The organism is Pseudomonas syringae (genome assembly GCF_023278085.1).
Taxonomy (GTDB): Bacteria; Pseudomonadota; Gammaproteobacteria; order Pseudomonadales; family Pseudomonadaceae; genus Aquipseudomonas; species Aquipseudomonas syringae_Q.
This window is the reverse complement of sequence record NZ_CP066265.1, coordinates 1,838,011-1,864,950: the sequence shown is the minus strand read 5'-3', so window position 1 is coordinate 1,864,950 and position 26,940 is coordinate 1,838,011. Positions and strand designations below refer to the sequence as shown.

Genomic DNA, 26,940 nt, shown 5'->3' with positions numbered 1-26,940 from the left:
GCAGAGCGTCCAGAAATGCATGCCCACGCGGAGCATGGGCACGATAGGTGTGAGGCCCAATCCCTATCGTTCCAACGCTCCAGCGTGGGAGCGCCGTGCGTGACGCTCTGCGTCACACCATCTGCGCCGCCACCCCGTCCAGTAACGCCTGCGCAATCACCACGTTGTCATGTCGCTGATCAACCGTCGTCGAACTGCGCAGGCCATTGACCGAGCACTGTTCCAGCAGCACGGCTTCGGCCTTGGCAATCTGCCCCTGTTCACGGCTCTGACCGGCCCACCAGCAGTCGGCCTGCACGTTGAGCTTTTTCAGGGTAAACGCCTGGCTCAGCTGCGCATTGGCTTCCAGCAGCTTGTAGCCGGTTTCGATCTCATCCTGCACGGCGATGTCCTGGAATATGCTGCGCAGGTTGTCGGCGTTGATTCCGGCCTCCCGTGCAACCTTGTCGACCACCCAGTCAATCACTTCGCCCTCGCTGGCCAGCGAATGCCGGGCTGTTTCGATCAACCCCACAATCGTGTCTTCCTGCAAGCCCGGTACAAAGGCCTGCAGGCTCTTGATCAGGCTGTGGTAGTAGTTTTCGCCCTGTTTCTGCGTGGTGATTTCTGGCGCTTCCTCGACCCACTTCATCCCGACCGACGCAGGCAGTTGCGTGTCCACCAGCCCGAGGAAAGTCACCGTGTCGCCTTCCTGCTCAAGCACATGCGCCACCTCGATGGCCAGCGCGCCGCCCATCGACCAGCCCAGCAGGTTGTAAGGCCCGTGCGGCTGGGTCATGCGGATCTGTTCGACGTAGTAGTCGACCATCTCCTGCCAGGACGTATCGAACCAGCCCGGCACCACGTAGGCTTTGTTGACCAGCCCATAAACCCGCCGGCGGTCGTTGAGTTTACCGGCCAGCGGGTAGTACGAGTACGTCCCGCCGCCGCCCGGTGGCAGGCAGAACAATGACGTGTTGTCGGAACGGTTGGCGTTCATGGCGATGACGCCTGATTTGACCTTGACCTCATCCGCACGCATGAAATCGGCCAGTTCACCGAGGGTCTGCATCAGCAGAAAATCATGCAGCTTGATGGAGATATCGAACGTCTCACGAATCCGCCCGGCCAGCGAAACCGCCAGCAACGAGTGCCCGCCCAGCGCAAAGAAGTTGTCGTTGAGCCCGACCCGCTCGACCTGCAACACCTGCTCCCAAAGCGCCGCCAGACGCTGTTCGAAGTCTGTGCGCGGTGCGATGTGCCCCTGCTGCGACCGGGCTACGTCCGGTTTCGGCAGTGCGCGGCGATCCAGTTTTCCGTTGGCGGTCAGCGGCATCACATCAATGAAGACAAACCAGGTCGGCACCATGTAATCCGGCACATGAGCCTTGAGGTGCGCCTTCAAGGCTTCGCGCAAGTCTTCAGACTCGTGCCCCGCCTCGGCTGGCACCAGATACGCCACCAGTTGCTTGCCGGACGGCCCATCGATGTCGATGACATTGGCTTCGCGCACAGCTGCATGCTCGTGCAGGCGCGCTTCGATTTCGCCCAGTTCGATACGCAGACCACGAATCTTCACCTGATGGTCGATACGCCCGGCGTACTCGATCACACCCTCGTCGCGATAACGTGCCAGATCGCCGGTGCGGTACAGCCGCCCGCCGCCCTGCTCGTCGAACGGGTCCGGCACAAAACGCTCGGCCGTCAGCGCCGCACGCTTGTGATAACCCCGCGCCAGACCGACACCGCCCAGGTACAGCTCTGCCGCAACGCCCTGTGCGGCGGGCAGCAAACCGTCGTCCAGAATGTGGGTTTTCAGGTTATCGATGGGCCGACCAATCGGCACGCTGAGCACGTCTTCCGAGGTGCAGTTCCAGTGAGTGACGTCGATAGCCGCTTCAGTCGGACCGTAAAGGTTGAACAAGCCCACCTGCGGCAGACGCTTGAGCACCTGACCGGCCAGCTCGGCAGGCAACGCTTCGCCGCTGCACACCACTCGGCGCAGGCTGTTACAGCTTTCTACCTGCGGATGGGTCAGGAACGCCTGCAACATCGACGGTACAAAGTGCAGGGTCGTGACCTGATGCTCGCGAATGGTCTGCACCAGCCGCTCAGGGTCGCGGTGATCGCCTGGCAACGCTACCGCCAAGCGAGCGCCGGTCATGAGCGGCCAGAAGAACTCCCACACAGATACGTCGAAACTGAACGGGGTTTTCTGCAACACCGTTTCGCTGCCATCCAGCGCGTAAGCCTTTTGCATCCAGTGCAAGCGGTTGACCAACGCACGATGGCTGTTGCCTGCACCTTTGGGCTTGCCGGTCGAACCGGATGTGTAAATCACGTAAGCCAGATTCTGCGGATGAGTCAGGTTGACCGGGTTGGCAGTGCTGTAACCCTCCAGCCAGTCGCCGTCCTGATCCAGACAAATACTCTGAACCTGAACCGGTATACGCTCCAGCAATGCCGATTGAGTCAGCAGCAAGGCAATCCCGCTGTCCTGCATCATGTACGCCAGCCGATCTTCGGGATAATCCGGGTCCAGCGGCACGTAAGCGCCACCGGCCTTGATGATCGCCAGCAAACCGATCACCAGTTCCAGACTGCGCTCGACACAGATGCCCACCAGCACGTCCGGGCCGACACCCGCTTCGCGCAAGCGATGGGCGAGCTGATTGGAGCGGGCGTTGAGTTGCGCGTAGCTGAGTTGCTCGGCAGCAAAGATCAGCGCCGGGGCTTCAGGCGTGGCCGCTACCTGCGCTTCGATCAGGCTGTGCAGGCAGTGGTCGCTCGGGAATTCAGCGGCGGTAGCGTTCCAGTCACGCAGCACGTGTTGCTGTTCGTGATCATCCAGCAACGCCAGTTCGCCAATCGCCGCCTGCGGATCACGCACCAGTGCCTGCAACACCTGGCGAAAATGCGCTGACAACCGCGCCATCTGCGGCTCGCTGAAGTACTGACGCGCATAGCTGAAACGCAGCGACAGGGCTTCGCCCAGATTGACCACCAGGGTCAGCGGGTAATGAGTCTGTTCCTGCGTGTGCAGGCCGCCGAACACCAGCCCTTGCGGCGCGGACTGTTGCAGGGCCTCGGACACCGGGTAGTTTTCGAACACCAGAATGGTGTCGAACAGCGCCTCGCCAGCGCTGCGGGCCCAGCGTTGAATCTCGTACAGCGGTGTGTGTTCATGCTCACGCAGGGCGATGTTTTTCGCCTGCACCTGCTGCACCCAGGCCGCCACACACTGTTCCGGGCGCGGGCTGGCGATCACCGGCAAGGTGTTGATGAACAGTCCCAGTTGCTCTTCGACGCCCGGCAAATCAGCCGGACGCCCGGCAACGGTCGCACCAAAGGTCACGCTGGACTGGCCGGTGTAGCGTTGTAGCACCAGCAGCCAGGCCGACTGCACCAGCGTGTTGAGGGTGACACGCTGCTCGCGGGCAAACTCGCTCAATTGACGGGTGCTGTCGGCGTCGATCAGTTGCAGGTAATCGCCATGCCCCTGCCCGCTATCAGGCGCTTTGAAGGCCTGAACCAGCCGCGTCGGCTCATCCAGCTCAGCAAGCTGGCCGGTCCAGAAACGCTCGCTGAGCCCGGCGTCCTGGCGTTGCAGCCATTCGATGTAGTCACGATAACGGCTGACCTGCCTCGGCAGTGTCTGGCCGCTGTAGCGTTGCAGCACTTCGCCCAGCAGGCGCGAACTGCTCCAGCCGTCCATGAGGATGTGATGACTGGTGTAGATCAATTGATGCGTCTGCTCGCCAGTGCGCAACACGGCCAGGCGCAGCAACGGCCCTTGGGCCAGATCGAAGCCCTGTTGGCGATCGGCATTCGCCCAGTCGTCAACCCATTCGTTTGATTGCGCACGGGCATCCAGTTCGACAAACGGCATGCTGACATCGCGCAACACCACTTGCAGCGACTGCTGCAGATGGCTGACAAACCCACTGCGCAGCACCTCGTGGGCGTTCAGTGTTGCCTGCCAGGCGGCGCGGAAACGTGGCACGTCCAGCCCGCTGACCTCGACGCGCATCTGGTTGATGTAATTGCCCGCCTCCTGCTCGAACAGGGTGTGGAACAGCATGCCCTGCTGCATCGGTGCCAGCGGGTAGATGTCTTCGATCTGTCCGGCAGGGATTGGCAAACGGCTTAGCTGCGACTGGGTCAGGCGCGCCAGCGGGAAGTCCGACGGAGTAACGCCGGCCACGCCCTCGGTGGTGCAATGCGCAATCAATTGTTGCAGTTCGACGGCGTATTCATCAGCCAGCCGTTGCACGGTGTCACGTTCGAATACCGCGCCGCTGAAGGTCCAGCTCAGGCGCAGCTCGCCGCCGTAGACCTGACCATTGATGCTGAGCGGCGCGGCCAGCGGCGCGTCGGCACTCTGCGACGCGCCGCTGCTGTCGGCCGAGGGCGTGAACAGCGCACCTTGCGCGTCAAAGCTGCCGTCGAACTGGCCCAGATAATTGAACACAATGCTGCCCTGCGGTAGCGCCTGCAGGGTCTGCCGCGCAGATTCGCTGCCCAGATAACGTAACGCGCCGTAGCCAATGCCCTTGTCCGGCACTGCGCGCAATTGCTCTTTGATGGTCATGAGCGAATCGGCCAGCGTGGTCTGCGGCGTGAGCCTGACCGGGTACAGGTTACTGAACCAGCCTACCGTGCGGGTGATGTCCAGCGCCTCGAACAGGTCTTCGCGGCCATGCCCTTCCAGACGAATCAGCGCATGCGGCTGCTCGGTCCAGCGGCTGACAACCCGCGCCAGCGCGGTCAGCAGCAGGTCATTGATCTGCGTGCGGTAAGCCGCCGGGGCGTCTTGCAGCAGTTGCCGGGTCAGTTCGCCATTCAGTTGCGTGACCACCGACAGCGCATGTTTCTGTTGCTGGCCGCCGTGCGGGTGATCACACGGCAAGGCGTCGCTGACGTCCTGCAACTGCGCCTGCCAGTAACCCAGCTCCTGCTCCAGCACCGGGCTCTGTGCATAGGCCTGCAACTGCTCGGCCCAGCTTTTCAGCGAGCTGGTTTTCGCAGGGAGCGCCGCAGGCCGACCTGCCGCGATGGCGAGATACGCCTGTTGCAGGTCTTCCAGCAACACCCGCCACGAAACCCCGTCCACCACCAGATGGTGAATCACCAGCAACAGACGTTGTTCGCCCTGCGGCAGATTGATCAGTACCGCGCGCAGCAACGGACCGTTTTTCAGGTCCAGGCTGCGTTGTGCTTCGTCGGCCAGTTCGGCCAGTCGCTCGACGCTGTCCAGTTCATGGGTCCACAGCACGTCACGCGTGTTTAAAGCGCCGAACGTGGCTTGCCAAACGTCGTTTTGCTGAGTGAAACCGAGACGCAGTGCATCATGCTGTTCGATGAGCGCGGTGAGTGCCGCCTGCAGATGGGCCGCATCCAGCATTTGCAGGGGCTTGAGCATCAGCGCCTGATTCCAGTGCTGACGCTGGGGGATCTCCAGCTCGAAGAAGCGCGCCTGAATCGGCAGCAACGGCAGTACTCCGCTGACCTGTTCCAGCACAGCGGCGGACTTTTTCTCGATCAGTTTAGCCACAGAAGCCAACTGACCGATGGTCTGTTTTTCAAACAACTGCTTGGGGCTGAGCTTGATGCCCTGGCGCTTGGCACGAGCGATGATTTGCAGGCTGAGGATCGAATCGCCACCCAGTTCGAAGAAGTTGTCGGTGCTGCCGACCTGCTCCAGCTTGAGTACATCGGCCCAGACCGCAGCGAGTTTTTCCTCGATCTCGCCGACCGGCGCGGTGTACCGCTGTTTGACCACACCCGGCTTGGGCAAGGCGCGCTTGTCGAGCTTGCCGTTGGCGGTCAGCGGCAGCCTGTCCAGCAGCAGGATCTGCGCAGGCACCAGGTATTCCGGCAGGCGTGCCGCCAGTTGCTCGCGTAGCTGCTCAACATTGAGGCTTGCACCGGCTGCCGCGACGCAATACGCCACCAGTTGCAGACGGGTTGCGTCGCTTTCCAGCGGCTGGGCCAGCACTACGGCTTCGGCCACGTTGTTCAGGGTTTGCAGCAACTGGCCGACTTCGCCCGGTTCGACCCGGTAACCGCGGATTTTCACCTGATCATCAGCACGGCCCAGGTACTCCAGCACGCCATCCACCCAGCGCGCACGGTCGCCTGCCCGGTAAAGGCGCTGACCATTGGCGTCCGGGTCCGGCACAAAGCGTTCGGCGGTCATCGCCGCCCGGCCCAGATAACCCTGTGCCAGCCCTTGACCGCCCAGATACAGCTCGCCAGCCACACGCTCGGCGACCGGGTTCAGATAGGCGTCCAGCACCCGCGCCTTGCCGTTGGCCAGTGGTTGACCGACCGGCACGCTGCGGCAGCCACTCAGACGCTCGGCCACTTCATGGGTGAGGATGCCGACCGTGGTTTCGGTCGGGCCATAGTGATTGACGATACGGCAGCCCGGTTTCAACGCGCGGACCTGTTCGATCAACGCCCACGAGCTGGCCTCGCCCCCCAGAATCAGCAACTGGCTCGGCAGCACGTCGGCCGGGTTGGCGGCTTGCAGCAGACCCTGCAAATGGCTGGGCACGATCTTCAGGACGTCGACCTGATGTTCAGCCATGTAGCGGGCGAAACCGTCAGGGTCGAACGCCTGCTCGTGGGACAGCAGGTGCAGCGGGCGACCGGAGGCCAGCGCACCGAACAGCAACGTATGGCCCAGGTCCGCCGCAACCGTCGAGACCATCGCCATGCTCGCGCCGTCCTTCAGCGACAGGCGCTCAAGCACGCCCTGCACATAGTTGGCCAGCGCACCGTGGCTGATCACCACGCCCTTGGGCTGCCCGGTGGAGCCAGAGGTATAAACGATGTAAGCCGCCTGCTCGGCCATCACATGAACGTTCAGCGCACCGCTGTCGACATCGGCCCACAACGTGGCATCGAAAGCCAGCACCGGGCACACGCCAAGCTGCGCGGCCTTGTCATCGTCGGGTGCATGAATCAGCAACACAGCTCCGCTGTCACGGGCCAGCTGTTGCAGGCGCTCGGCAGGTTGTGCGCTGTCCAGCGGCAGGTACACCGCGCCCAGTTTCAGCACCGCCAGCAGGCTGACGACCCATTCCACAGAGCGATCCAGGCACAGCGCGACGGTCATGCCCGGGTTGATGTCCTGTGCGTGCAGGTAGCGGGCGAACTGGTTACTGCGTCTTTCAAGTTCGTCAAAGCTCAACACGTGCTGGCCAACGCGCAAGGCGGTTTTGTTGCCACCCGCGTCAAGCCCCTGTTGCCAGAGGCTGAGGAAATCGCTACAGGCAAAATCAGCGGTCTGCTCAATGACTGGCAACAAGACCGTTTGCGGCTGATCGGCCAGACGCTGGGCAGTGTCAATGACCAGCGCTTGCAGCACGCCACGCAGCGCGTCGGCCATGCGCTCGATGGTCTGCGCCTCGAACAGGTCGGTGGCGTAGGTGAAATAGCCGCGAATACCGCCCGGCGTATCGGTAAAGTCAAAGGCCAGATCAAAGCGCGCATCACTGCTGCCCATCGGAAACTCATCGACGGTCAGCCCCGACACGCTTTGCCCGCTGCCATCAGCGCTCAGCACGTGCTGATTGATCTTGAACTGGAACAGCGGGTTGTGGCCCAGGTTGCGCTCCGGTGCCAGCGCATCCACCAGGTGTTCGAACGGCAGCTCCTGATGCGACTGGGCACCGGTGACCACCTGTTTCACCTGATCCAGCAGCTCAGCAAAGCTCTGCCGCTCGTCCACCTGAACGCGCAGCACCTGGGTATTGATAAAGAAGCCGATCAGGCCTTCCAGCTCGCTGCGGGTGCGCCCGGCATTGGGCGCGCCGATGCGAATGTCGGCTTGGCCGCTGAAGCGCGACAGCATCACCGACAGCGCTGCCAGCATTAGCATGAACACGGTCTGGCCATTGTTGCGCGCCTGGATTTTCAGCTGTGCAGACAGTTGCTCCGGCAGGTCGACACGCACAGTCGCCCCACGCTGACTCGGTTGCAGCGGGCGCTCGTGATCCAGCGGCAAAGTCAGCAGCGGATGTTCGCTACCCAATTGCTTTTTCCAGTAATCCAGTTGTCGCTCGCCCTCCCCGGCCTCCAGCCAGGCGCGTTGCCAGATGGCGTAGTCGGCGTACTGAATCGCCAGCGCAGGCAGTTGCGCGGGCTGCCCGGAAACCTGCGCCTGATACAGCTGCACCCACTCACGAATCAGCACTTCGCCAGACCAGCCATCGGACACCACGTGATGCATGCACACCGTCAGGACATGTTCGGTTTTGCTGAGCTGAAACAGTTTGACCCTTAGCAGCGTGCCACTCAGCAGGTCAAAGGGCTTTTGCAGCTCCGCACGCACCTGACGTTCGATGTCGGCTGGCTCAATCGAGGCGAATTCAAGGGCGACAGTCGCCTGCTCAAGAATCTCCTGATAAAACGCGCCCTCTTCGGACACAAAGCGGGTGCGCAGGGTTTCGTGGCGCTGCACCAGTTGATCCAGCGCGGCGCTCAATGCCTGCCGGTCCAGCGGGCCATTGAGGCGCACGGCCATGGGCACGTTGTAGGCGGCGTTGTCCGGTTCCATCTGCCAGAGAAACAGCATGCGCTGCTGGGCGTAGGACAGCGGGATGCGCGCTGCGGCATGCCGGGTCACGGCGATAGGCAGCAGTTTGAAGCTCTGCCCGGTCTCGTGCATTTTGGCGAGGATCTGGCGGCGCTGCTCAACGGGCAACTCCGTAAAACGCTGGGCGATACGCTCTGCTGCAGACTTGTCCATGTCAGATACCCGCCATTTCATTCATCATTTTTTCGATATCGGACAAGCCGTCCTCGGTCAGCGACAGGCCACTGCTGGCGAAAGCCTGAATAAATTCGTTCAATTGCGGTTTCTCGAAAATCAGGCGCAGCGGGATGTCGATCCCAAGGCCGGTATGGATTCTGGAAATCAGTTGCGTCGCCAGCAATGAATGGCCGCCCAGTTCGAAGAAATCATCGCTCAGCCCGACACGCTCGACTTTCAGCACATCGGCCCAGATCGCCGCCATCTGCTGTTCCTGGTCAGTGGATGGCGCGACGTACTGGCGCTGTAACTGGTTGGCGTCCGGTTTCGGCAGTGCCTTGCGATCCAGCTTGCCGTTGGCGCTCAGTGGCATGCTGTCCAGCACCATGAAATGGGTCGGCACCATGTAATCGGGCAACGATTCCTTGAGATGCGCCTTGAGCGCATCACGTAACTGATCACTGTTGTGCTCAGCCACCAGATACGCCGCCAGTTGCTTGCCAGACGGGCCGTCGACGTCGATAACCACCGCTTCGTGAACGCTGTCGTGTTCCAGCAGGCTGGCTTCGATTTCGCCCAGTTCGATACGCAGGCCGCGAATCTTTACCTGATGGTCGATACGTCCGGCGTACTCGATCACACCCTCGTCGCGATAACGTGCCAGATCGCCGGTGCGGTACAGCCGCCCGCCGCCCTGCTCGTCGAACGGGTCCGGCACAAAACGCTCGGCCGTCAGCGCTGCACGGTTGTGATAACCCCGCGCCAGACCGACGCCGCCCAGGTACAGCTCTGCCGCAACGCCCTGTGCAGCAGGCAGCAAACCGTCGTCCAGAATGTGGGTTTTCAGGTTATCGATGGGCCGACCAATCGGCACGCTGAGCACATCGTCCTTGCTGCAAGTCCAGTGCGTCACGTCGATAGCCGCTTCGGTCGGACCGTACAGATTGAATAACCCAACCTGTGGCAGACGCTTGAGCACCTGACCGGCCAGCTCGGCAGGCAGCGCTTCGCCGCTGCACACCACGCGGCGCAGGCTGTTACAGCTTTCCACCTGCGGATGGGTCAGGAACGCCTGCAGCATCGACGGTACAAAGTGCAGGGTCGTAACCTGATGCTCGCGAATGGTCTGCACCAGCCGCTCGGGGTCGCGGTGATCGCCTGGCAACGCTACCGCCAGACGAGCGCCGGTCATGAGCGGCCAGAAGAACTCCCACACAGATACGTCGAAACTGAACGGGGTTTTCTGCAACACCGTGTCGCTGCCATCCAGCGAATAAGCCTTTTGCATCCAGTGCAAGCGGTTGACCAACGCACGATGGCTGTTGCCTGCCCCCTTGGGCTTGCCGGTCGAGCCGGAGGTGTAAATCACGTAAGCCAGATTCTGCGGATGAGTCAGGTTGACCGGGTTGGCGGTGCTGTAACCCTCCAGCCAGTCGCCCTCCTGATCCAGACAAATACTCTGAACCTGAACCGGTATACGCTCCAGCAATGCCGATTGAGTCAGCAGCAAGGCAATCCCGCTGTCCTGCATCATGTAAGCCAGCCGATCTTCGGGATAATCCGGGTCCAGCGGCACGTAAGCGCCACCGGCCTTGATGATCGCCAGCAAACCGATCACCAGTTCCAGACTGCGCTCGACACAGATGCCCACCAGCACGTCCGGGCCGACACCCGCTTCGCGCAAGCGATGGGCGAGCTGATTGGCGCGGGCGTTGAGTTGCGCGTAGCTGAGTTGCTCGGCAGCGAAGATCAGCGCCGGGGCATCGGGCGTGGCCGTTACCCGGGCTTCGATCAGGCTGTGCAGGCAGTGTTCGCTCGGGAACTGCGCAGCCGTAGCGTTCCAGTCGCGAACAATCTGCTGCTGTTCGGCAGCGTCGAGCATCGGCACGTCGGCGATCCGCTGGCTGACATTGGTGCAGATAGCTTGCAGCAGCGCGAGCCAGTGCCCGGCCATGCGCTCGATGGTGCTGCGCTCGAACAATGCGGTCGCGTAGGTCAGGCCTGCGCTCAGGCCGCCGTCCTGTTCGGCGGTGTTCAGGGTCAGATCGAACTGCGCCGGGTAGTTCTCCGACACCAGCGCCTCAACCTGCAAGCCCGGCAGTGCGCGCACTTCGGCGCTGGCCTGGCTCTGATGGTTGAACATCACCTGAAACAGCGGGCTGTGGCTGAGGCTGCGTTGTGGCTGCAAGGCTTCGACCAGTTGCTCGAAAGGCAGCTCCTGATGCGCCTGGGCTTGCAGCGCGGTGTGTTTGACCTGTTGCAGCAATTCGCTGAAGGTGGTGTGCAGATCAAACCCGGCGCGCAATACCTGGGTGTTGACGAAGAAACCGATAAGGCCTTCGGTTTCCGCGCGGGTACGGTTAGCAATCGGCACGCCAACGCGAATGTCCGACTGGCCGCTGTGACGGTGCAGCAGGGTCTGGAACGACGCGAGCAACAGCATGAACAGTGTGACGCCCTGCTGCCGTGCGGCCTGTTTCAAGTCATCGATCAGCGCGGGCGCAAGCTCGACCGTCAGCCGCGCACCGGCATGGCTTTGCACGGGCGGGCGTGGATGATCGGCGGGCAGTTCCAGAATCGGTTGCTGGTCGCCCAGTTGCTGCTTCCAGTACTCCAGCTGACGCGCCTGCTCACCGGCCTCCATCCAGTTGCGTTGCCACAGCGCATAGTCGGCGTATTGCATGTTCAATTCGGCGAGCAGCACCTCACGGCCCTGGCTATAGCCTTCGTACAAGCGCACCAGCTCATCGACCATGATCGGCATCGACCAGCCATCGGAGACGATATGGTGCTGGGTCAGGATCAGCACATGCTCGTCAGCGGCCAGATTCAACAGGCGAACGCGCAACAGTGGCCCGTGTTCCAGATCGAACGGGCGTTGCATTTCCTGCTGCACGCAAGCATCAAGGTTCTGCCCGGCCGGTAAGGCTTCGACTGTCAGGGTCAAGGCGCGCGGCGCATGAATAATCTGCACCGCCTGTTCGCCCTGCTGGCGAAAGGTCGTGCGCAGGGTTTCGTGACGGGCGATCAGCGCGCTGAAACTGTGCTCCAGCGCGGCGATGTCCAGCGAGCCGCTCAGGCGCAACGCCGCAGGAATCGTGTAAGCCGTACTTTGCGGATCAAGCTGCCAGAGAAACCACTGACGCTGCTGCGCATAGGACAGGCCCAGCGGCTGAGCGCGGTCGGCCTTGACGAAGCGTGGCGCGTCATTGCCCTGCCCATTGCCCGCTGCCTGCGCGAAGGCTGCCAGATCGCGCGCTTCGAACAGGTCGCGTAACGACAACTCGACGTCCAGTTGCTGACGAATACGCGAGATCACCTGCGTAGCCAGCAACGAATGCCCGCCCAGCTCAAAAAAATTGTCGTTGCGCCCCACCTGCTCGACCTTGAGCACATCGGCCCAGACCGCCGCCAACTGTTCCTCCAGCTCGCCTTGTGGCGCGACGTAGGCGGCCTGCAACTGGCTGGCATCCGGCGCAGGCAACGCCTTGCGGTCCAGTTTGCCGTTGGCGGTCAGCGGCATGTGGTCAAGGACGATGAAGTGGGTCGGCACCATGTAATCCGGCAGATGTGCCCGGAGTTCGGCTTTCAGCGTTTCACGCAACGTGTGCTGATCCTGATCAGGCTGGGTCGGAACCAGATACGCCGCCAATTGCCCATCCAGCGCCAGCACGATCACTTCGCGTACTGCCGGGTGCGCTTGCAGCCGCGCTTCGATTTCGCCCAGTTCGATACGGAAGCCACGAATTTTCACCTGGTGATCGATACGCCCGGCGTACTCGATGGTTCCGGCAGCGCGATAACGCGCCAGGTCGCCGGTGCGGTACAGACGACCGCCGTCGTTGGAAAACGGGTCCGGCACGAAGCGCTCGGCGGTCAGCGCTGCGCGGTGGTGATAACCCCGCGCCAGACCGGCATGGCCGATGTGCAGTTCGCCGCTGCAACCCTGGGCAACCGGGTTGAAATCAGCGTCCAGCACGTACCACGACAGATCCGGAATCGCCTCGCCAATCGGGCTGGCCGGGTTCTGCGTGTCGGCCTTGCTTATCGGTCGGTAAGTAACATGCACGGTGGTTTCGGTGATGCCGTACATGTTGATCAGTTGCGGCGCTTGATCGCCGAAACGTTCGAACCAGGGTGTCAGGCTGGCAACATCCAGCGCTTCGCCGCCGAAGATGACTTTCTGCAGCGGCACCGGCAACGGCGAATCGCAGGCCACGCGCATCAACTGCTTGAACGCCGACGGTGTCTGGTTGAGCACCGTAACTTGCTGTTCAACCAGCAAGGCATGAAAAGCTTCCGGCGAACGGGTTACTTCGCGGGGCACGATCACCAGTCGACCACCGTGCAGCAACGCGCCGAAGATTTCCCAGACCGAGAAATCGAAGGCAAAGGAATGGAACAGCGTCCAGACGTCTTTTTCGCTGAAAGCAAACCAGTCGTCGGTGGCAGCAAACAGGCGCATCAGGTTGTGATGGGTCAGCAAAGTGCCTTTGGGTTTGCCGGTCGAACCGGAGGTGTAGATCACATAAGCCAGATTGGCTGGCGAGGGCTGGTTGGGCGGGTTTTCCGTGCTGTAACCGTCCAGTGCCTCCGCCAAGTCAAGGGTCTGAACGTGTGCAGGAATCGGTAACCTCTCAAGCACATACGCCTGAGTCAGCAACAACTCGATACCGCTGTCCTGCATCAGGAAGCTCAAACGATCCTGCGGATAATCCGGGTCCAGCGGCACGTACGCACCCCCGGCTTTGAGAATCGCCAGCACGCCCACAATCATCTCCAGACTGCGCTCGGCCGCCAGACCGACGCGAACATCCGGGCCGACGCCCTGCGCCCGCAGTTTGTGGGCCAGCTGATTGGCGCGGCGGTTGAGCTGTTGATAGCTCATCTGCTCGGCACCGAAACTCAGGGCGATGGCCTGTGGCGTGCGCTCGGCCTGGGTTTCGATGCGCTGATGGGCGCACTGCTCGCTGGGGTAGACCGCCAGCTTCTGGTTCCAGTCGCATAGCGTGTTCTGCTGCTCTTCAATGCTCAGCAACGGCAGGTCGGCGATGCGCTGATTGACGTCGCGGCACATGCCGTTCAGCAGGTTGCGCCAGTGCCCGGCCAGGCGCTCGATGGTTGCGGCGGCGAACAGGTCGGTGGCATAGGTCAACGAGGCGGCAAGGCCATTCTGGCGTTCGCAGGTGTCCAGCGTCAGGTCGAACTGCGCGGTGTGTTTGTCTGACACCTGATAGTCCAGGCGCAGACCGGCTAGCTCGCGGGCCTGATTGTGGCCTTCGCTCTGGTGGTTGTAGGCGACCTGAAACAAGGGGCTGCGGCTCAGGTCGCGCTGCGGCTGCAAGGCTTCGACCAGTTGCTCGAACGGCAGGTCCTGATGGGCCTGCGCCTGCACGGCGGTGTGTTTGATCTGTTGCAGCAAATCGGCGACGGTGGTCTGCGTTTCAAACTCGGCCTTGAGTACCTGGGTGTTGACGAAGAAGCCGATCAACCCCTGAGTTTCGCTGCGTGTGCGATTGGCAACCGGCACACCGACGCGTATATCGGCCTGACCGCTGTAGCGGTGCAGCAGCGTTTGCAACGAAGCCAGCAACAGCATGAACAGGGTGATGCCCTGCTGACGTGCCAGTGCCTTGAGGTTGTTCAGCAGCGCGGCGTCGAGTTCGACATTCAGCCGTGCGCCTTCGTAACTGCGCAGCGCCGGGCGCGGTCGATCAGTGGGCAGTTCCAGAATCGGCTGTTGCTCGCCCAGTTGCTGCGTCCAGTAATCCAGTTGGCGTTCCTGCTCGCCCATTTCCAGCCAGTTGCGCTGCCAGAGGGCGTAGTCGGCGTACTGGATCGGCAACGGTGCCAGTTCGGCCTCGCGGCCCAGCGTGGCAGCGTGATAGCACTGCATCAGCTCGTCGACCATGATCGGCATCGACCAGCCATCGGAGACGATGTGGTGCTGGGTCAGCACCAGCACATGTTCCTGCTCGCTCAGCCTGAGCAGCCTGATCCGCAACAGCGGCCCGCGCTGTAAATCGAAAGGCCGCTGGACTTCCTGATCCACATAGCGCTCGACCGTTTCGCCAGCCGCCAACTGATCGACACCCAGCGCAAAAGACGACGCCGGATGCACCACCTGCAACGCCTCATCGCCCTGCTGTTCGAAGGTGGTGCGCAAGGTTTCGTGACGTTCGATCAGTTGTTCGACGCTGCGCCGCAGCGCCTCGACATCCAGCGCGCCCTGCAGGCGCAGCGCCAGCGGAATGTTGTAGGCCGCGCTGTGCGGCTCCAGTTGCCAGATGATCCATTGCCGCTGCTGTGCATACGAGAGCGCAGACGGTGCCTGCGTCTCGCGCCTGGCAATCGGCGTGACCCCGTAGAGATTCACCCCCTGGCGCTTGAGCAGGATCGCCAGCGCCTTGCGTTCACGGGCGGACAGCGATTTAACGGAGTCAAGCAACTGTTGCACTGGGGTCTCTCCTGCTAAGCAATCAAATTATCAATTTCCTCCGCTGATAAACGTTTGAGTGCCTCCAGTGATTTAGTCAATTCGTCCAGTGCATGGTCACTTTCGCCATTTTTTTCTTGCAGCGTGGCGCAGAAGTCAGCCAGCACAGGCTGTTCGAACAGATCCTTGAGGCTGACCTCGCGCTGCAACTGTTCGCGTACCCGCACCAGCATCTGCACCGCCAGCAGCGAATGCCCGCCGAGTTCGAAGAAGTTGTCGCCGCGCCCCACCTGCTCGACTTTCAGCACACCGGCCCAGACCGCCGCCAACTGTTCCTCCAGCTCGCCTTGCGGCGCGACGTAGGCGGCCTGCAACTGGCTGGCATCCGGCTCAGGCAACGCCTTGCGGTCCAGTTTGCCGTTGGCGGTCAGCGGCATGTGGTCGAGGACGATGAAGTGGGTCGGCACCATGTAATCCGGCAGATGTGCCCGGAGTTCGGCTTTCAGCGTTTCACGCAGCGTGTGCTGATCCTGATCAGGCTGGGTCGGAACCAGATACGCCGCCAATTGGCCTTCCAGCGCCAGCACGATCACTTCGCGTACTGCCGGGTGCGCTTGCAGCCGCGCTTCGATTTCGCCCAGTTCGATACGGAAGCCACGGATCTTCACTTGGTGGTCGATACGCCCGGCGTACTCGATGGTTCCGGCAGCGCGATAACGCGCCAGGTCGCCGGTGCGGTACAGCCGACCGCCGTCGCTGGAGAACGGGTCTGGCACGAAGCGCTCGGCGGTCAGCGCTGCGCGGTTGTGATAACCCCGTGCCAGACCTGCATGGCCGATGTGCAGTTCGCCGCTGCAACCCTGGGCAACCGGGTTGAAATCAGCGTCCAGCACGTACCACGACAGATCCGGAATCGCCTCGCCAATCGGGCTGGCCGGGTTCTGCGTGTCGGCCTTGCTTATCGGTCGGTAAGTAACATGCACGGTGGTTTCGGTGATGCCGTACATGTTGATCAGTTGCGGCGCTTGATCGCCGAAACGTTCGAACCAGGGTGTCAGGCTGGCAACATCCAGCGCTTCGCCGCCGAAGATGACTTTCTGCAGCGGCACCGGCAACGGCGAATCGCAGGCCACGCGCATCAACTGCTTGAACGCCGACGGTGTCTGGTTGAGCACCGTAACTTGCTGTTCAACCAGCAAGGCATGAAAAGCTTCCGGCGAACGGGTTACTTCGCGGGGCACGATCACCAGTCGACCACCGTGCAGCAACGCGCCGAAGATTTCCCAGACCGAGAAATCGAAGGCAAAGGAATGGAACAGCGTCCAGACGTCCTTTTCGCTGAAAGCAAACCAGTCGTCGGTGGCAGCAAACAGGCGCGTCAGGTTGTGATGACTCAGCAAGGTGCCTTTGGGTTTGCCGGTCGAGCCGGAGGTGTAGATCACATAAGCCAGATTGTCCGGCGAGGTCTGGTTCGGCAGGTTTTCGGCGCTGTAATCATTCAGCGCGTCAGCCAGATCCAGCGTCTGCACCTGCTCTGGAATCGGTAATCTCTCAAGCAAATGCGCCTGAGTCAGCAACAACTCGATACCGCTGTCCTGCATCAGAAAGCTCAGGCGATCCTGCGGATAATCCGGGTCCAGCGGCACGTACGCGCCACCGGCCTTGAGAATCGCCAGCAAGCCTACAATCATCTCCAGACTGCGCTCGGCGGCCAGACCTACGCAAACATCCGGGCCGACGCCCTGCGCCCGCAGTTTGTGGGCCAGCTGGTTGGCGCGGCGGTTGAGCTGTTGATAGCTCAGTTGCTCGGCGCCGAAACTCAGGGCGATGGCTTGCGGGGTACGTTCAGCCTGGGTTTCGATGCGCTGCTGGGCGCACTGCTCGCTCGGATATCGCTGCAAGCTCTGCGTCCAGGCGACGGGCAGTGCCAGTTCGCCGAGACGCGTCGTTGCCGACGTACTGAGGCTTTGCAGCAGGTGATCGAAATGCGCTGCCAGTTGCAGAATACTTTCGGCACCGAAGTGTTGCCGGTCGTAACTGAAGCGTACCGACAGCACGTCATTGGCCTCGACCACCAGGGTCAGCGGGTAATGCGCCTGCTCCTGATTGCGCAGGTCACTGAACGCCAGGCCCTCCGGCGCACGCTGCAAGGCCTCGGACATCGGGTAGTTTTCGAACACCAGAATGGTGTCGAACAACGCCTCGCCACTGTGACGCGCCAAGCGCTGAATGCTGTAAAGCGCTGTGTGCTCATGCTCGCGCAGGGCGATGTTTTTCGTCTGCACCTGCTGCACCCAGTCGCTGACGGTCTGTTCCGGACGCGGGCTGGCGATCACCGGCAGGGTGTTGATGAACAACCCCAGTTGTTCCTCGACGCCCGGCAGGTCAGCCGGACGCCCGGCCACCGTAGCGCCGAACGTCACGCAAGACTGGCCGGTGTAGCGTTGCAGCAGCAACAGCCAGGCGGATTGCACCAGCGTATTGAGGGTCACGCGCTGCTCGCGGGCGAACTCGCTCAAACGTCGGGTGCCGTCAGCATCGATCAACTGGATGTAGTCGCCGTAGCCCTGCCCTTCTGCGCAAGACTTGACCGCTTGCAACAGGCGGGTCGGCTCATCTAGCTCGGCCAGTTCTGCGGTCCAGAAGCGCTCGCTGAGCGCGGCGTCCTGCTGCTGCAGCCATTGAATGTAATCGCGATAACGTCCTGCCTGTTTCGGCGGCATCTGGCCGCTGTAGTGTTGCAGCACCTCGCCCAGCAGGCGCGAGCTGCTCCAGCCATCCATCAAGATGTGATGGCTGGTGTAGATCAGTTGCCAGCTGTCAGCGGCAGTGCGTACTACCGCCAGACGCAACAGTGGCCCCTGCGCCAGATCGAAGCCCTGTTGACGATCGGCCTGCGCCCAGTCGTCCAGCCAGTTTTCCGGCTTGCCACGCGCATCCAGCTCGACAAAAGGCAGCATCACCTGACGCTGTACCACTTGCAGCGACTGCTCGCTCTGACTGAAAAAACGGCTGCGCAGCACGTCGTGAGTGTCGACCGCTGCCTGCCACGCGCTCTGGAAGCGCGGCACATTCAGCCCGGTGACAGTTACCCGCAACTGATTGATGTAATTGCCCGTGCCCTCTTCGAACAGCGAGTGGAACAGCATGCCCTGCTGCATCGGCGACAGCGGATAAATGTCGTCGATTTCGCCCACAGCAATAGGCAGTGCGTCGAGTTGCGTCTGGGTCAGACGCGCCAGCGGGAAGTCCGATGGCGTGACGCCCTGATGCCCGGCCAGGCAGTGCTCAATCAACGTGGTCAGCGCCTGCTCGTATCGGCGCGCCAGGGTGTCGATGGTCGAGGCCTGATACACCTCGCGGCTGAAGCTCCAGTCCAGTTGCAGCTCGCCGTCGAACACCTGGCCGTTGAGGCTCAGCCAGTTGCCTAGCGGGCCGTCTTCGCACAGCGCAGTGCCGGCACTGTCGGCGCTCGGCACATACAACGTGCCCTCGCGCTGGTTGAAGCTGCCGTCGAACTGGCCCAGATAGTTGAATGTCACCCGTGCCTGTGGCAAAGCCTCCAGTTGCTGCGCAAAACCCGGCTCCCCCATGTAGCGTAATACGCCGTAACCAATGCCTTTGTTCGGCACCGCGCGCAACTGCTCCTTGATGCCACACAGGCTTGCACCCGGCGCGATTTGCGGCGTAAGGCGGACCGGGAACAGGCTGCTGAACCAACCCACGGTACGGCTGAGATCGGTATCCTCAAACAGGTCTTCGCGGCCGTGGCCTTCCAGCTGGATCAGCACCGACGACTGCTGGCTCCACTCGCACAGCACTTGTGCCAGCGCCGTCAGCAGCAAGTCGTTGACCTGCGTGCGGTAGGCGGCAGGCGCGACTTTCAGCAGTTTGTGAGTCAGGTCCTTGCTCAGCCACGACGACGCATGGGCCGCGTCGCGATTACGCATCGTGCCCTCGGGCTTGTCACGCGGCAGCGGCTGATCGTCGCCCTGCAAGGCGTGCAGCCAGTATTCACGCTCGGCGGCCAGCGTTGCGCCGCTCGCGTACTGTTGCAATTGCTCGGCCCAGTGCTTGAGCGACGTGGTTTTGGCCGCCAGCGCCAGCGGCTGGCCTGCCGCCAAGGCGACGTAGGCCTGTTGCAGGTCCTCCAGCAACACCCGCCAGGACACGCCGTCCACCGCCAGGTGATGGATGACCAGCAACACGCGTTGTTCGCCTTGCGGCAGGTTGACCAGTACCGCACGCAGCAACGGGCCGTTTTTCAGGTCCAGGCTGCGTTGCGCTTCAGTGGCCAGTTCCGGCAGGCGCTCAATGCTATCCAGCTCATGTACCCAGAGCAGGTCGCGGGTGCTCAGCGCGCCGAATGCGGCTCGCCACTGGCCATCTTGCTGGGTGAAACCGAGGCGCAGCGCGTCGTGCTGTTCGATCAGCGCGGCCAGTGCAGCTTGAAGGTGATTCGCATCCAGTGTTTGCAGGGGCTTGAGCATCAGCGCCTGATTCCAGTGCTGATGCTGGGGAATGTCCAGCTCGAAGAAGCGCGCCTGAATCGGCAGCAGCGGCAGCGAGCCGTTGATCTGCTCTGCCGCAGCAGCAGGCTTTTTCTCGATCAATTTGGCGACAGAGGCCAGTTGGCCGATGGTCTGTTTCTCGAACAACTGCTTGGGGCTGAGCTTGATGCCCTGGCGCTTGGCACGAGCGATGATTTGCAGGCTGAGAATCGAGTCGCCGCCCAGTTCGAAGAAGTTGTCGGTGCTGCCGACCTGCTCCAGCTTGAGTACGTCAGCCCAGACCGCAGCGAGTTTTTCCTCGATCTCGCCGACCGGTGCGGTGTAACGCTGTTTGACCACACCCGGTTTGGGCAAGGCGTGCTTGTCGAGTTTGCCGTTGGCGGTCAGCGGCAGTTTATCCAGCAGCAGAATCTGCGCCGGCAGCATGTAGTCGGGCAGGCGCACAGCCAGTTGCTCGCGCAGGTGTTCGATATCAAGGCTCGCACCGGCTGCTGCCACGCAATACGCGACCAGTTGCAGACGCGATTCATCACCGTCAACGGGCAACGGCAATACGCTGGCTTCTGCCACCGAAGTCAGGCCCAGCAGCCCCCGCGCCACTTCTGCAGGCTCGACGCGATAGCCGCGCACTTTCACCTGATCGTCGGCACGGCCGATGAATTCCAGTTGCCCCTGATGATCGCGTCGCATGCGGTCGCCGCTGCGGTAAACCCGGGCGCCATCCTGCGCAAACGGGTCCGGCACGAAGCGCTCGGCAGTCAGCGCCGGCTGGCCGATGTAGCCCAGCGCCACGCTGTCGCCACCGATGTACAGCTCGCCTGCAACCTGCTTGCCGACGGGGTTCAGCACGTCATCCAGCACGTAGGCACTGGCCCCCGGCAACGGCGCACCGACCGGCACGCTGCGCAAAGCGTCGATTGTCAGCACCTCATGGGTCAGCACGCCGACGGTGGTTTCGCTCGGGCCGTAGTGGTTGATCACCCGGCAAACCGGCTTGAGCTGACGCACCTGCTCGACCAGCGCGGGCGAGCAGGCTTCGCCGCCAACGATGAGCGCATGCTGCGGCAACACGTCGGCGGGTTGGCTGGCTTGTAGCAGCGCGGCCAAGTGGCCGGGCACGATTTTCAGCACGCCGACCTGATGCTCGGCCATGTAGGCCGCAAAAGCGTCCGGGTCGAACCCCAGAGATTCGGTCAGTACATGCAGCGTGCGCCCCGCACACAGCGCGCCGAACAGCACGGTATGGCCAAGGTCGGCGGCGATGGTCGAAACCAGCGCCATGCTCGCCTCGGGGGCCAGTTGCAACTGCTCCAGCAGGCCGCGCACGTAACTGGCCAGCGCGCCCTGGCTGACCAGTACGCCTTTGGGCTGGCCGGTCGAACCCGAGGTGTGAATCACGTAAGCCGCCGACTCGGCCGACAACGCGTTCTCGGGACGGCGGGTCGGCAAGTCCTGCCACTGCACAGGTATCCAGGCCAGGCTCTGACAACCGGCAACGTTCAGGGATGTCTGACGCAAATCGCCTGCGGCACACAACAGCACTTTTGCCTGGGCATTGCTCAGCATGTGTTGCAGCCGCGCATCGGGGGCTTTGACGTCCAGCGGCATGTACACGCCACCGGCCTTGAAAATCGCCAGCACGGCCGTCAGCCAGTCCAGCGAGCGTTCCATCAATACCGCGACCGGCTGGCCTTCGCGGATACCCATCCGGACAAGGTGATGAGCCAGCTGATTGGCCGCCTGATCCAGCTCGCGCGTACTCAAGGTGCGATCCAGACAGCGGGCGGCCAGCGCCTCAGGCTGCGTCTGGACCTGACGGTCCCAGAGTTGCAGCACACAGGGCGCGGGTTCGCGCGCGTCCCGCACAGGCTCGATCGCCAGCGCGCCAAGACTGAACAGTGGCGCACTCGGCGCAGCGAGCAGGGTCTTGAACAGGTCGAGCAATTCGGGGATGAAGCCCTCGACGGTCGCACGCCGATACAGGTCGCTGGCATAGGTCATGTCGCCGTGGATCAGCGTGCCGTCGTCGGTAATGTCCAGCGCCAGATCGAAATGCGCGCCTTGTTTTTCAAAGGCGTACTCACTGACTTCCAGCCCCGCCAGCCTGAGTGCGGTTTTCTGCTTGAGGACCACGTTCTGGTTGAACTTGGCCTGGAACAAAGGGTTATGCCCCAGGCTGCGCTCGGGGGCCAGGTGATCCACCAGTTGCTCGAACGGCACGTCCTGATGCGCCTGCGCACCGAACGACGTGTCACGAATCTGCGCCAGTAAATCGAGGTAGCTCAGGCGCTCGTCCACTTGGCAACGCAGCACCTGGGTATTGATGAAGAAGCCGATCAGCCCTTCGGTTTCAGCCCGGCCTCGGTTGGCATTGGGCACGCCGACGCGGATGTCACGTTGCCCGGCCTTGCGCGACAAAAACAAGGAGAAACCGGCCAGCACCAACATGAACAGACTCATGCCCTGGCTGCGGGCGAACGTATTGAGCTGACGCGACAGGTCGGCGCCGAAATCGAAGTGCAGGTGCTCGCCCTGAAAACTCTGCGTCACGGGGCGCGGGAAGTCTTGCGCAGCGTCCAGCAGCGGTTGCTCGTCACCCAGCTGATTGCGCCAGTAATCCAGCTGCCGCTCACCCTCGCCCGCCTCCAGCCAGCGACGCTGCCAGATGGCGTAGTCGGCGTATTGCAGCGGCAGCTCCGGAAGACTCGGTTCGCGACCTTCGCAATAGGCCTGATAACAGTGGACGAACTCCTGAATCATCACGTCCATCGACCAGCCGTCGGAGACGATGTGGTGCATGTTCACCACCAGCACATGCTCATCGCTGGCGAGGCGGAACAGGTGTGCACGCAGTAACGGGCCTTTACGCAGGTCGAACGGCTGGCTGGTGAGTGTGGTGACGTGCAGCGCCAGTTCGGTATCGCGCAGTTCGGTGTCAGCCAGGCCGGACAGGTCAATGCTGTCCAGCGCCACGCTCTGGTTGTGCAGCACGACTTGCAGCGCCTGATCGCCATCGGTCTGGAACACCGTGCGCAGCACTTCGTGGCGTTCGATCAGATGATCGAAAGCGCACCGCAATGCCGACTCGTCCAAACACCCTTTCAGGCGCAGGCCGGTGGTCATCTTGTAGGCGTCGCTCAGCGGGTCAAGCTGCCAGAGGAACAGCAAGCGCTGCTGAGCGAATGAAAGCGGTATGGCTGTGAAGTCATGGCGACTGACTGGCACTGGCAACAGGCTGAAATCCTTGCCTTCCTCACGCAGGCGAGCGAGGAACTGGCGGCGTTGTTCCAGCGGCAAGCCGACAAAACGTTTTGCGATACGTGCAGCAGTGGACCCGGTCATGCGCCAAATTCCTCCAGTGAATCCATGAACTGGTCCATGTCGCTCCAGTCGTTATCCGTTGTGTTGTCGGTCAGCAACGCCACTTCGGCAGCGAGGTCGCTCAGCAGCGGTTTTTCAAAGAGGACGCGCAGTGGCAGGCTGACGCCCAGTCGGGTCTTGATCCGGGCAATCACTTGCGCGGCGAGCAGCGAGTGACCGCCCAGCTCGAAGAAGTGGTCGTCCAGCCCGACCTGCGGGGCATGCAAAACGTCCTGCCAGATGGCGGCGAGGCAGGTTTCCACTTCGCTGTGCGGTGCGCGATACCGAGCCTGCAACTGGCTTGCATCGGGCGCAGGCAAGGCCTTGCGGTCCAGTTTGCCACTGGGCGTCAGCGGCAGCTCCGCCAACAGCAGCACATGCGTCGGCACCATGTAGTCCGGCAGGCTGGCTTGCAGTTGAGTGCGGATGCTCTGGCGCAGTGCCAGTTGTTCGCTGTCGCTGATCGCCGCAATGTGCGGCACTATATAAGCCACCAGTTGCGTACTGCCTGACAGCGAGACGGCCAACACCACCGCTTCACGCACACCCGTGCATTGCTGCAGGCGCGATTCGATTTCGCCCAGCTCGATGCGGAAACCGCGAATTTTCACTTGATGATCGACCCGACCGATGTACTCGATAGCGCCGTCAGCGCGCAGTCGGGCACGGTCGCCGGTGCGGTAAAGACGCTCGCCGCTCACAAACGGATCGGCGACAAAACGCTCGGCGCTCAGGCCCGGCCGGGCGTGATAACCGCGGGCCAGACCCGGCCCACCGATATACAGTTCGCCCACCACGCCTTGCGGCAGCAGGTTCAGCTGATCGTCGAGTATGTACAGCCGACGCCCCGCCAGCCCTTTGCCGATCGGCACGCCGCGCCAGGACACCTGTTCCGGGGTCAGCGCGCTGCAATCGTGGATACTCGACACCACTGTGGCCTCGGTCGGGCCGTAGGTGTTGAGCAGGCGCACATGACCAAGTCCGGCCTGTTGCCACAGCCGCAGACCTTCGACGGCCATCGCTTCGCCGCCGACGTGGATCTGCCGCAGCGCGCCGTAATGCGCAGGCGGGCTGGCAGCGAAATCCTGAACCAGGGTCAGCCAGTAGGCCGCAGGCAAATCCGCCAGGGTCACGCTGTGCTCGACGATGGCTTGATGGAAGATGGCGCTGTCCCACAGACGCTCGTCGCGCATGACCACCGCCGCGCCGCGACACAGCGGCGGGTAGAACTGCTCGACGAAGCCATCGAAACTGTGGGTGGCGAACTGCAGGACCCGGTCGCCTTCGCGCAGGTCGCTGTAGTCCGCGCCCAGCGTGACGAACTCGGCCAATGCGCCATGACTGATCGCCACGCCTTTGGGTCGGCCCGTCGAGCCGGAGGTATAGATCACATAGGCCAGACTGGCCGAATCGATTGCGACTTCCGGGTTTTGTGTGCTGGCGGCTTCACTGTTCATCTGATTGATGCACAGGCATTGAATGTCAGCCATTTCAGGCAGTCTGGTCAGCTGTTCGCTGTGGGTCAGCAGCAGCTTCAGGCCGCTGTCTTGCAGCACATGACGTAATCGCTCGCTCGGCGCGCTGAGGTCCAGCGGCACGTAAGCACCGCCCGCCTTGAGTACAGCCAGCAGCACCATCGGCATGTCCAGCGAACGGCCCAGCGCGACGCCGACCAGCACGTCCGGCCCCACACCGTGCTCGCGCAGTTGCCAGGCCAGACGGTTGCTGCGCTCATTCAGTTCGGCGTAGGTCAGGCTCGGCGATTGACCTTCACGGGCTAGGATCAGTGCCGGGGCGTTTGGCGTGTGCAGTACCTGCGCTTCAAACTGGCGATGCGCGGGGGTTGCGGTGTCGGCTTTGCTGACGCTGTCGACATCCAGCAGGTGCGTGCGCTCGTCGGCCGCCAGCATCGACAGCCCGGCGATGGTTTGCAGCGGATCGGCACAGACCGACGTCAGCAGGTTGCGCCAGTGTGCGGCCAGACGAACGATGGTCGATTCGTCGAAAATGTCGGTGGCATAGGTGAAGGCGGCGTTCAGTTGCTCGCCTTCGCCGCTGGTGGCGAGCATCAGGTCGCTGGCAGCGGCGTGCGAGCGCTGGGCCAGTGCCTGTTGCTCGGCGGGCAGATTGGCCACGCGCAGGCCGCCGCTCAGCTGTTTGTCCAGCAGATCGGCCACCACCGGCTGGTGATTGAACATCACCTGGAACAGCGGGTTATGGCTCTGGCTGCGTTCAGGTTGCAAGGTGTCGATGACGGCATCGAACGGCAATTCCTGATGCGCCTGGGCACCGGTCGAGGCGTTGCGCACCGTTTGTAACAGATCGACAAAGCGCGTCTGTGCGGTGACTTCGCTGCGCAGCACTTGCGTGTTGATGAAGCAGCCGATCAGCCCTTCGGTTTCACTGCGAGTGCGGTTGGCGATCAGGCCGCCGACGCGAATGTCGGTCTGCCCGCTGTAACGATGCAGCAGGCTTTTGAAGGTCGCCAGCAGCACCACGAACAGCGTGACGCCCTGTCGTTGGGCGAGGCTTTTCAGGTTGCGCAGCAGCTCCGGCTCCAGCGCCAGTTCCAGGCGCGCGCCGTCATGGCTGGGCAGCGCCGGGTACGGTCGGTCCGTGGGCAATTCAAGTACCGGGTGTTCTTCGCCCAGATGCTTGCGCCAGTACTCCAGCTGACGCTCTTGTTCGCCAGCCTCCAGCCAGCTGCGCTGCCAGACCGCGTAGTCGCGGTACTGAACAATCAGCGGCTGAAACGGTAGCGGCTTGCTGGCCAACAAGGCGTCGTAGCCGCGCAGCCATTCGTCGATCAGCACGTTCATCGACCAGCCGTCGGTGATCATGTGATGCAGGTTGAGCAGCAGCAGGTGTTCCTGTTCGGCGAGGCGCAATACCTGCACAGTAAACAGCGGCCCGCGCTGCAGGTCGAAGCTCTGCGCCGACTGCTCGGCCATGGCCTGCCGTGCGTTAGACCAGCGCTGCGCAGGCGGTAGCGGGCTCAGGTCGATCAGGCGGATGCTCACAGGCGTCGGCGGTGCAACGCGCTGAAACGCCTGATCGCCCTCCTGACCGAAGGTGGTACGCAGGCTTTCGTGGCGCTCGACCAGGGCGCTGAACGCCCGTTCCAGCAAAGGCAGCTCCAACGGACCGTTCAGGCACACCGACATCGGCAAGTTGTAGGCCGCACTGTGCGGGTCCAGTTGCCAGAGAAACCACATGCGTTGCTGGGCATAAGACAGCCCGTCGCGCTCGGCCAGCCCTTCGCAGCAAGGAATCGGGAACAACGCAAAATCCATGTTTTCCTTGCGCATGCCTTCGAGAAACAGGCGACGTTTTTCAAGGGGCAACTCGACAAAACGACGAGCGAGTTTCTGGGCGTGTTCGGGGTTCATGGGTCGAATCCTTGCTGAATGGGGCTGACCGTCAGGCGGGGTCGTATCAACAAGAACGAATTGGCGGGGAAATATTTAGAAAGGTTTCTCAGGTGTGGCTCTGCATTGCACCGCAGACTCAAGAGAAGACGCAGAGCATCCAGAACTGCATGCCTACGCAGAGTTCAGGCACGATAATCAAGCCGGCTATCCCGACCCTCGTTCCCCCGCTCTGCGTGGTAATGCCTTTCGTGACGCTCTGCGTCACACAGCGGCTCTGTGTTGTCAGGTAGATGGGTGTCCGGCTCAAGTCACCTTTTCGCCCCTCGGCGACCTACTTTGATGGGGCCAAAGCAGGCAAACCCCTTCGCTCCGGTTTCCGGCCCGACTTCGTCGGGTTCCTTCGTCCTGACACTGATCCGGGGGTCGCCGCAACGGGCCATCCATGGCCCGGTGCGGCTAACTCGGCATCCTTGCCGAGTTACCCCCGGATCAGCGCCAGGACTCAGCCGTCACTAACGTCGC

The 26,940-nt window shown here is 62.3% G+C and carries 4 protein-coding genes; all 4 read right to left on the bottom strand.

What is annotated here, in order from left to right:
• Nucleotides 1-112: 112 nt before the first annotated feature.
• Genes I9H07_RS08420 through I9H07_RS08405 form a run of 4 tightly spaced genes read right to left on the bottom strand, consistent with a single transcriptional unit; the run spans nucleotide 113 to nucleotide 26,436 of the window.
• Nucleotides 113-8,737: an amino acid adenylation domain-containing protein gene (locus I9H07_RS08420; RefSeq protein WP_236427161.1), complete on the bottom strand. Its 8,625-nt coding sequence runs from the start codon at nucleotides 8,735-8,737 to the stop codon at nucleotides 113-115.
• A gap of 1 nt (nucleotide 8,738) precedes the next feature.
• Nucleotides 8,739-15,197, bottom strand: coding sequence for a non-ribosomal peptide synthetase (locus I9H07_RS08415; RefSeq protein WP_236459584.1), 6,459 nt, complete (start codon nucleotides 15,195-15,197; stop codon nucleotides 8,739-8,741).
• A gap of 14 nt (nucleotides 15,198-15,211) precedes the next feature.
• Nucleotides 15,212-23,029, bottom strand: coding sequence for a non-ribosomal peptide synthetase (locus I9H07_RS08410; protein WP_236426031.1), 7,818 nt, complete (start codon nucleotides 23,027-23,029; stop codon nucleotides 15,212-15,214).
• Nucleotides 23,026-26,436: an amino acid adenylation domain-containing protein gene (locus tag I9H07_RS08405; RefSeq protein WP_236425705.1), complete on the bottom strand. Its 3,411-nt coding sequence runs from the start codon at nucleotides 26,434-26,436 to the stop codon at nucleotides 23,026-23,028. The genes I9H07_RS08410 and I9H07_RS08405 overlap by 4 nt, the downstream gene beginning before the upstream one ends.
• Nucleotides 26,437-26,940: the final 504 nt, after the last annotated feature.

What these genes read in the sequence shown, in the direction of transcription:
- I9H07_RS08420 (WP_236427161.1), bottom strand. Translation starts at nt 8,737, where the DNA reads ATGGACAAGTCTGCAGCAGAGCGTATCGCCCAGCGTTTTACGGAGTTG.
- I9H07_RS08410 (WP_236426031.1), bottom strand. Translation starts at nt 23,029, where the DNA reads ATGACCGGGTCCACTGCTGCACGTATCGCAAAACGTTTTGTCGGCTTG.
- I9H07_RS08405 (WP_236425705.1), bottom strand. Translation starts at nt 26,436, where the DNA reads ATGAACCCCGAACACGCCCAGAAACTCGCTCGTCGTTTTGTCGAGTTG.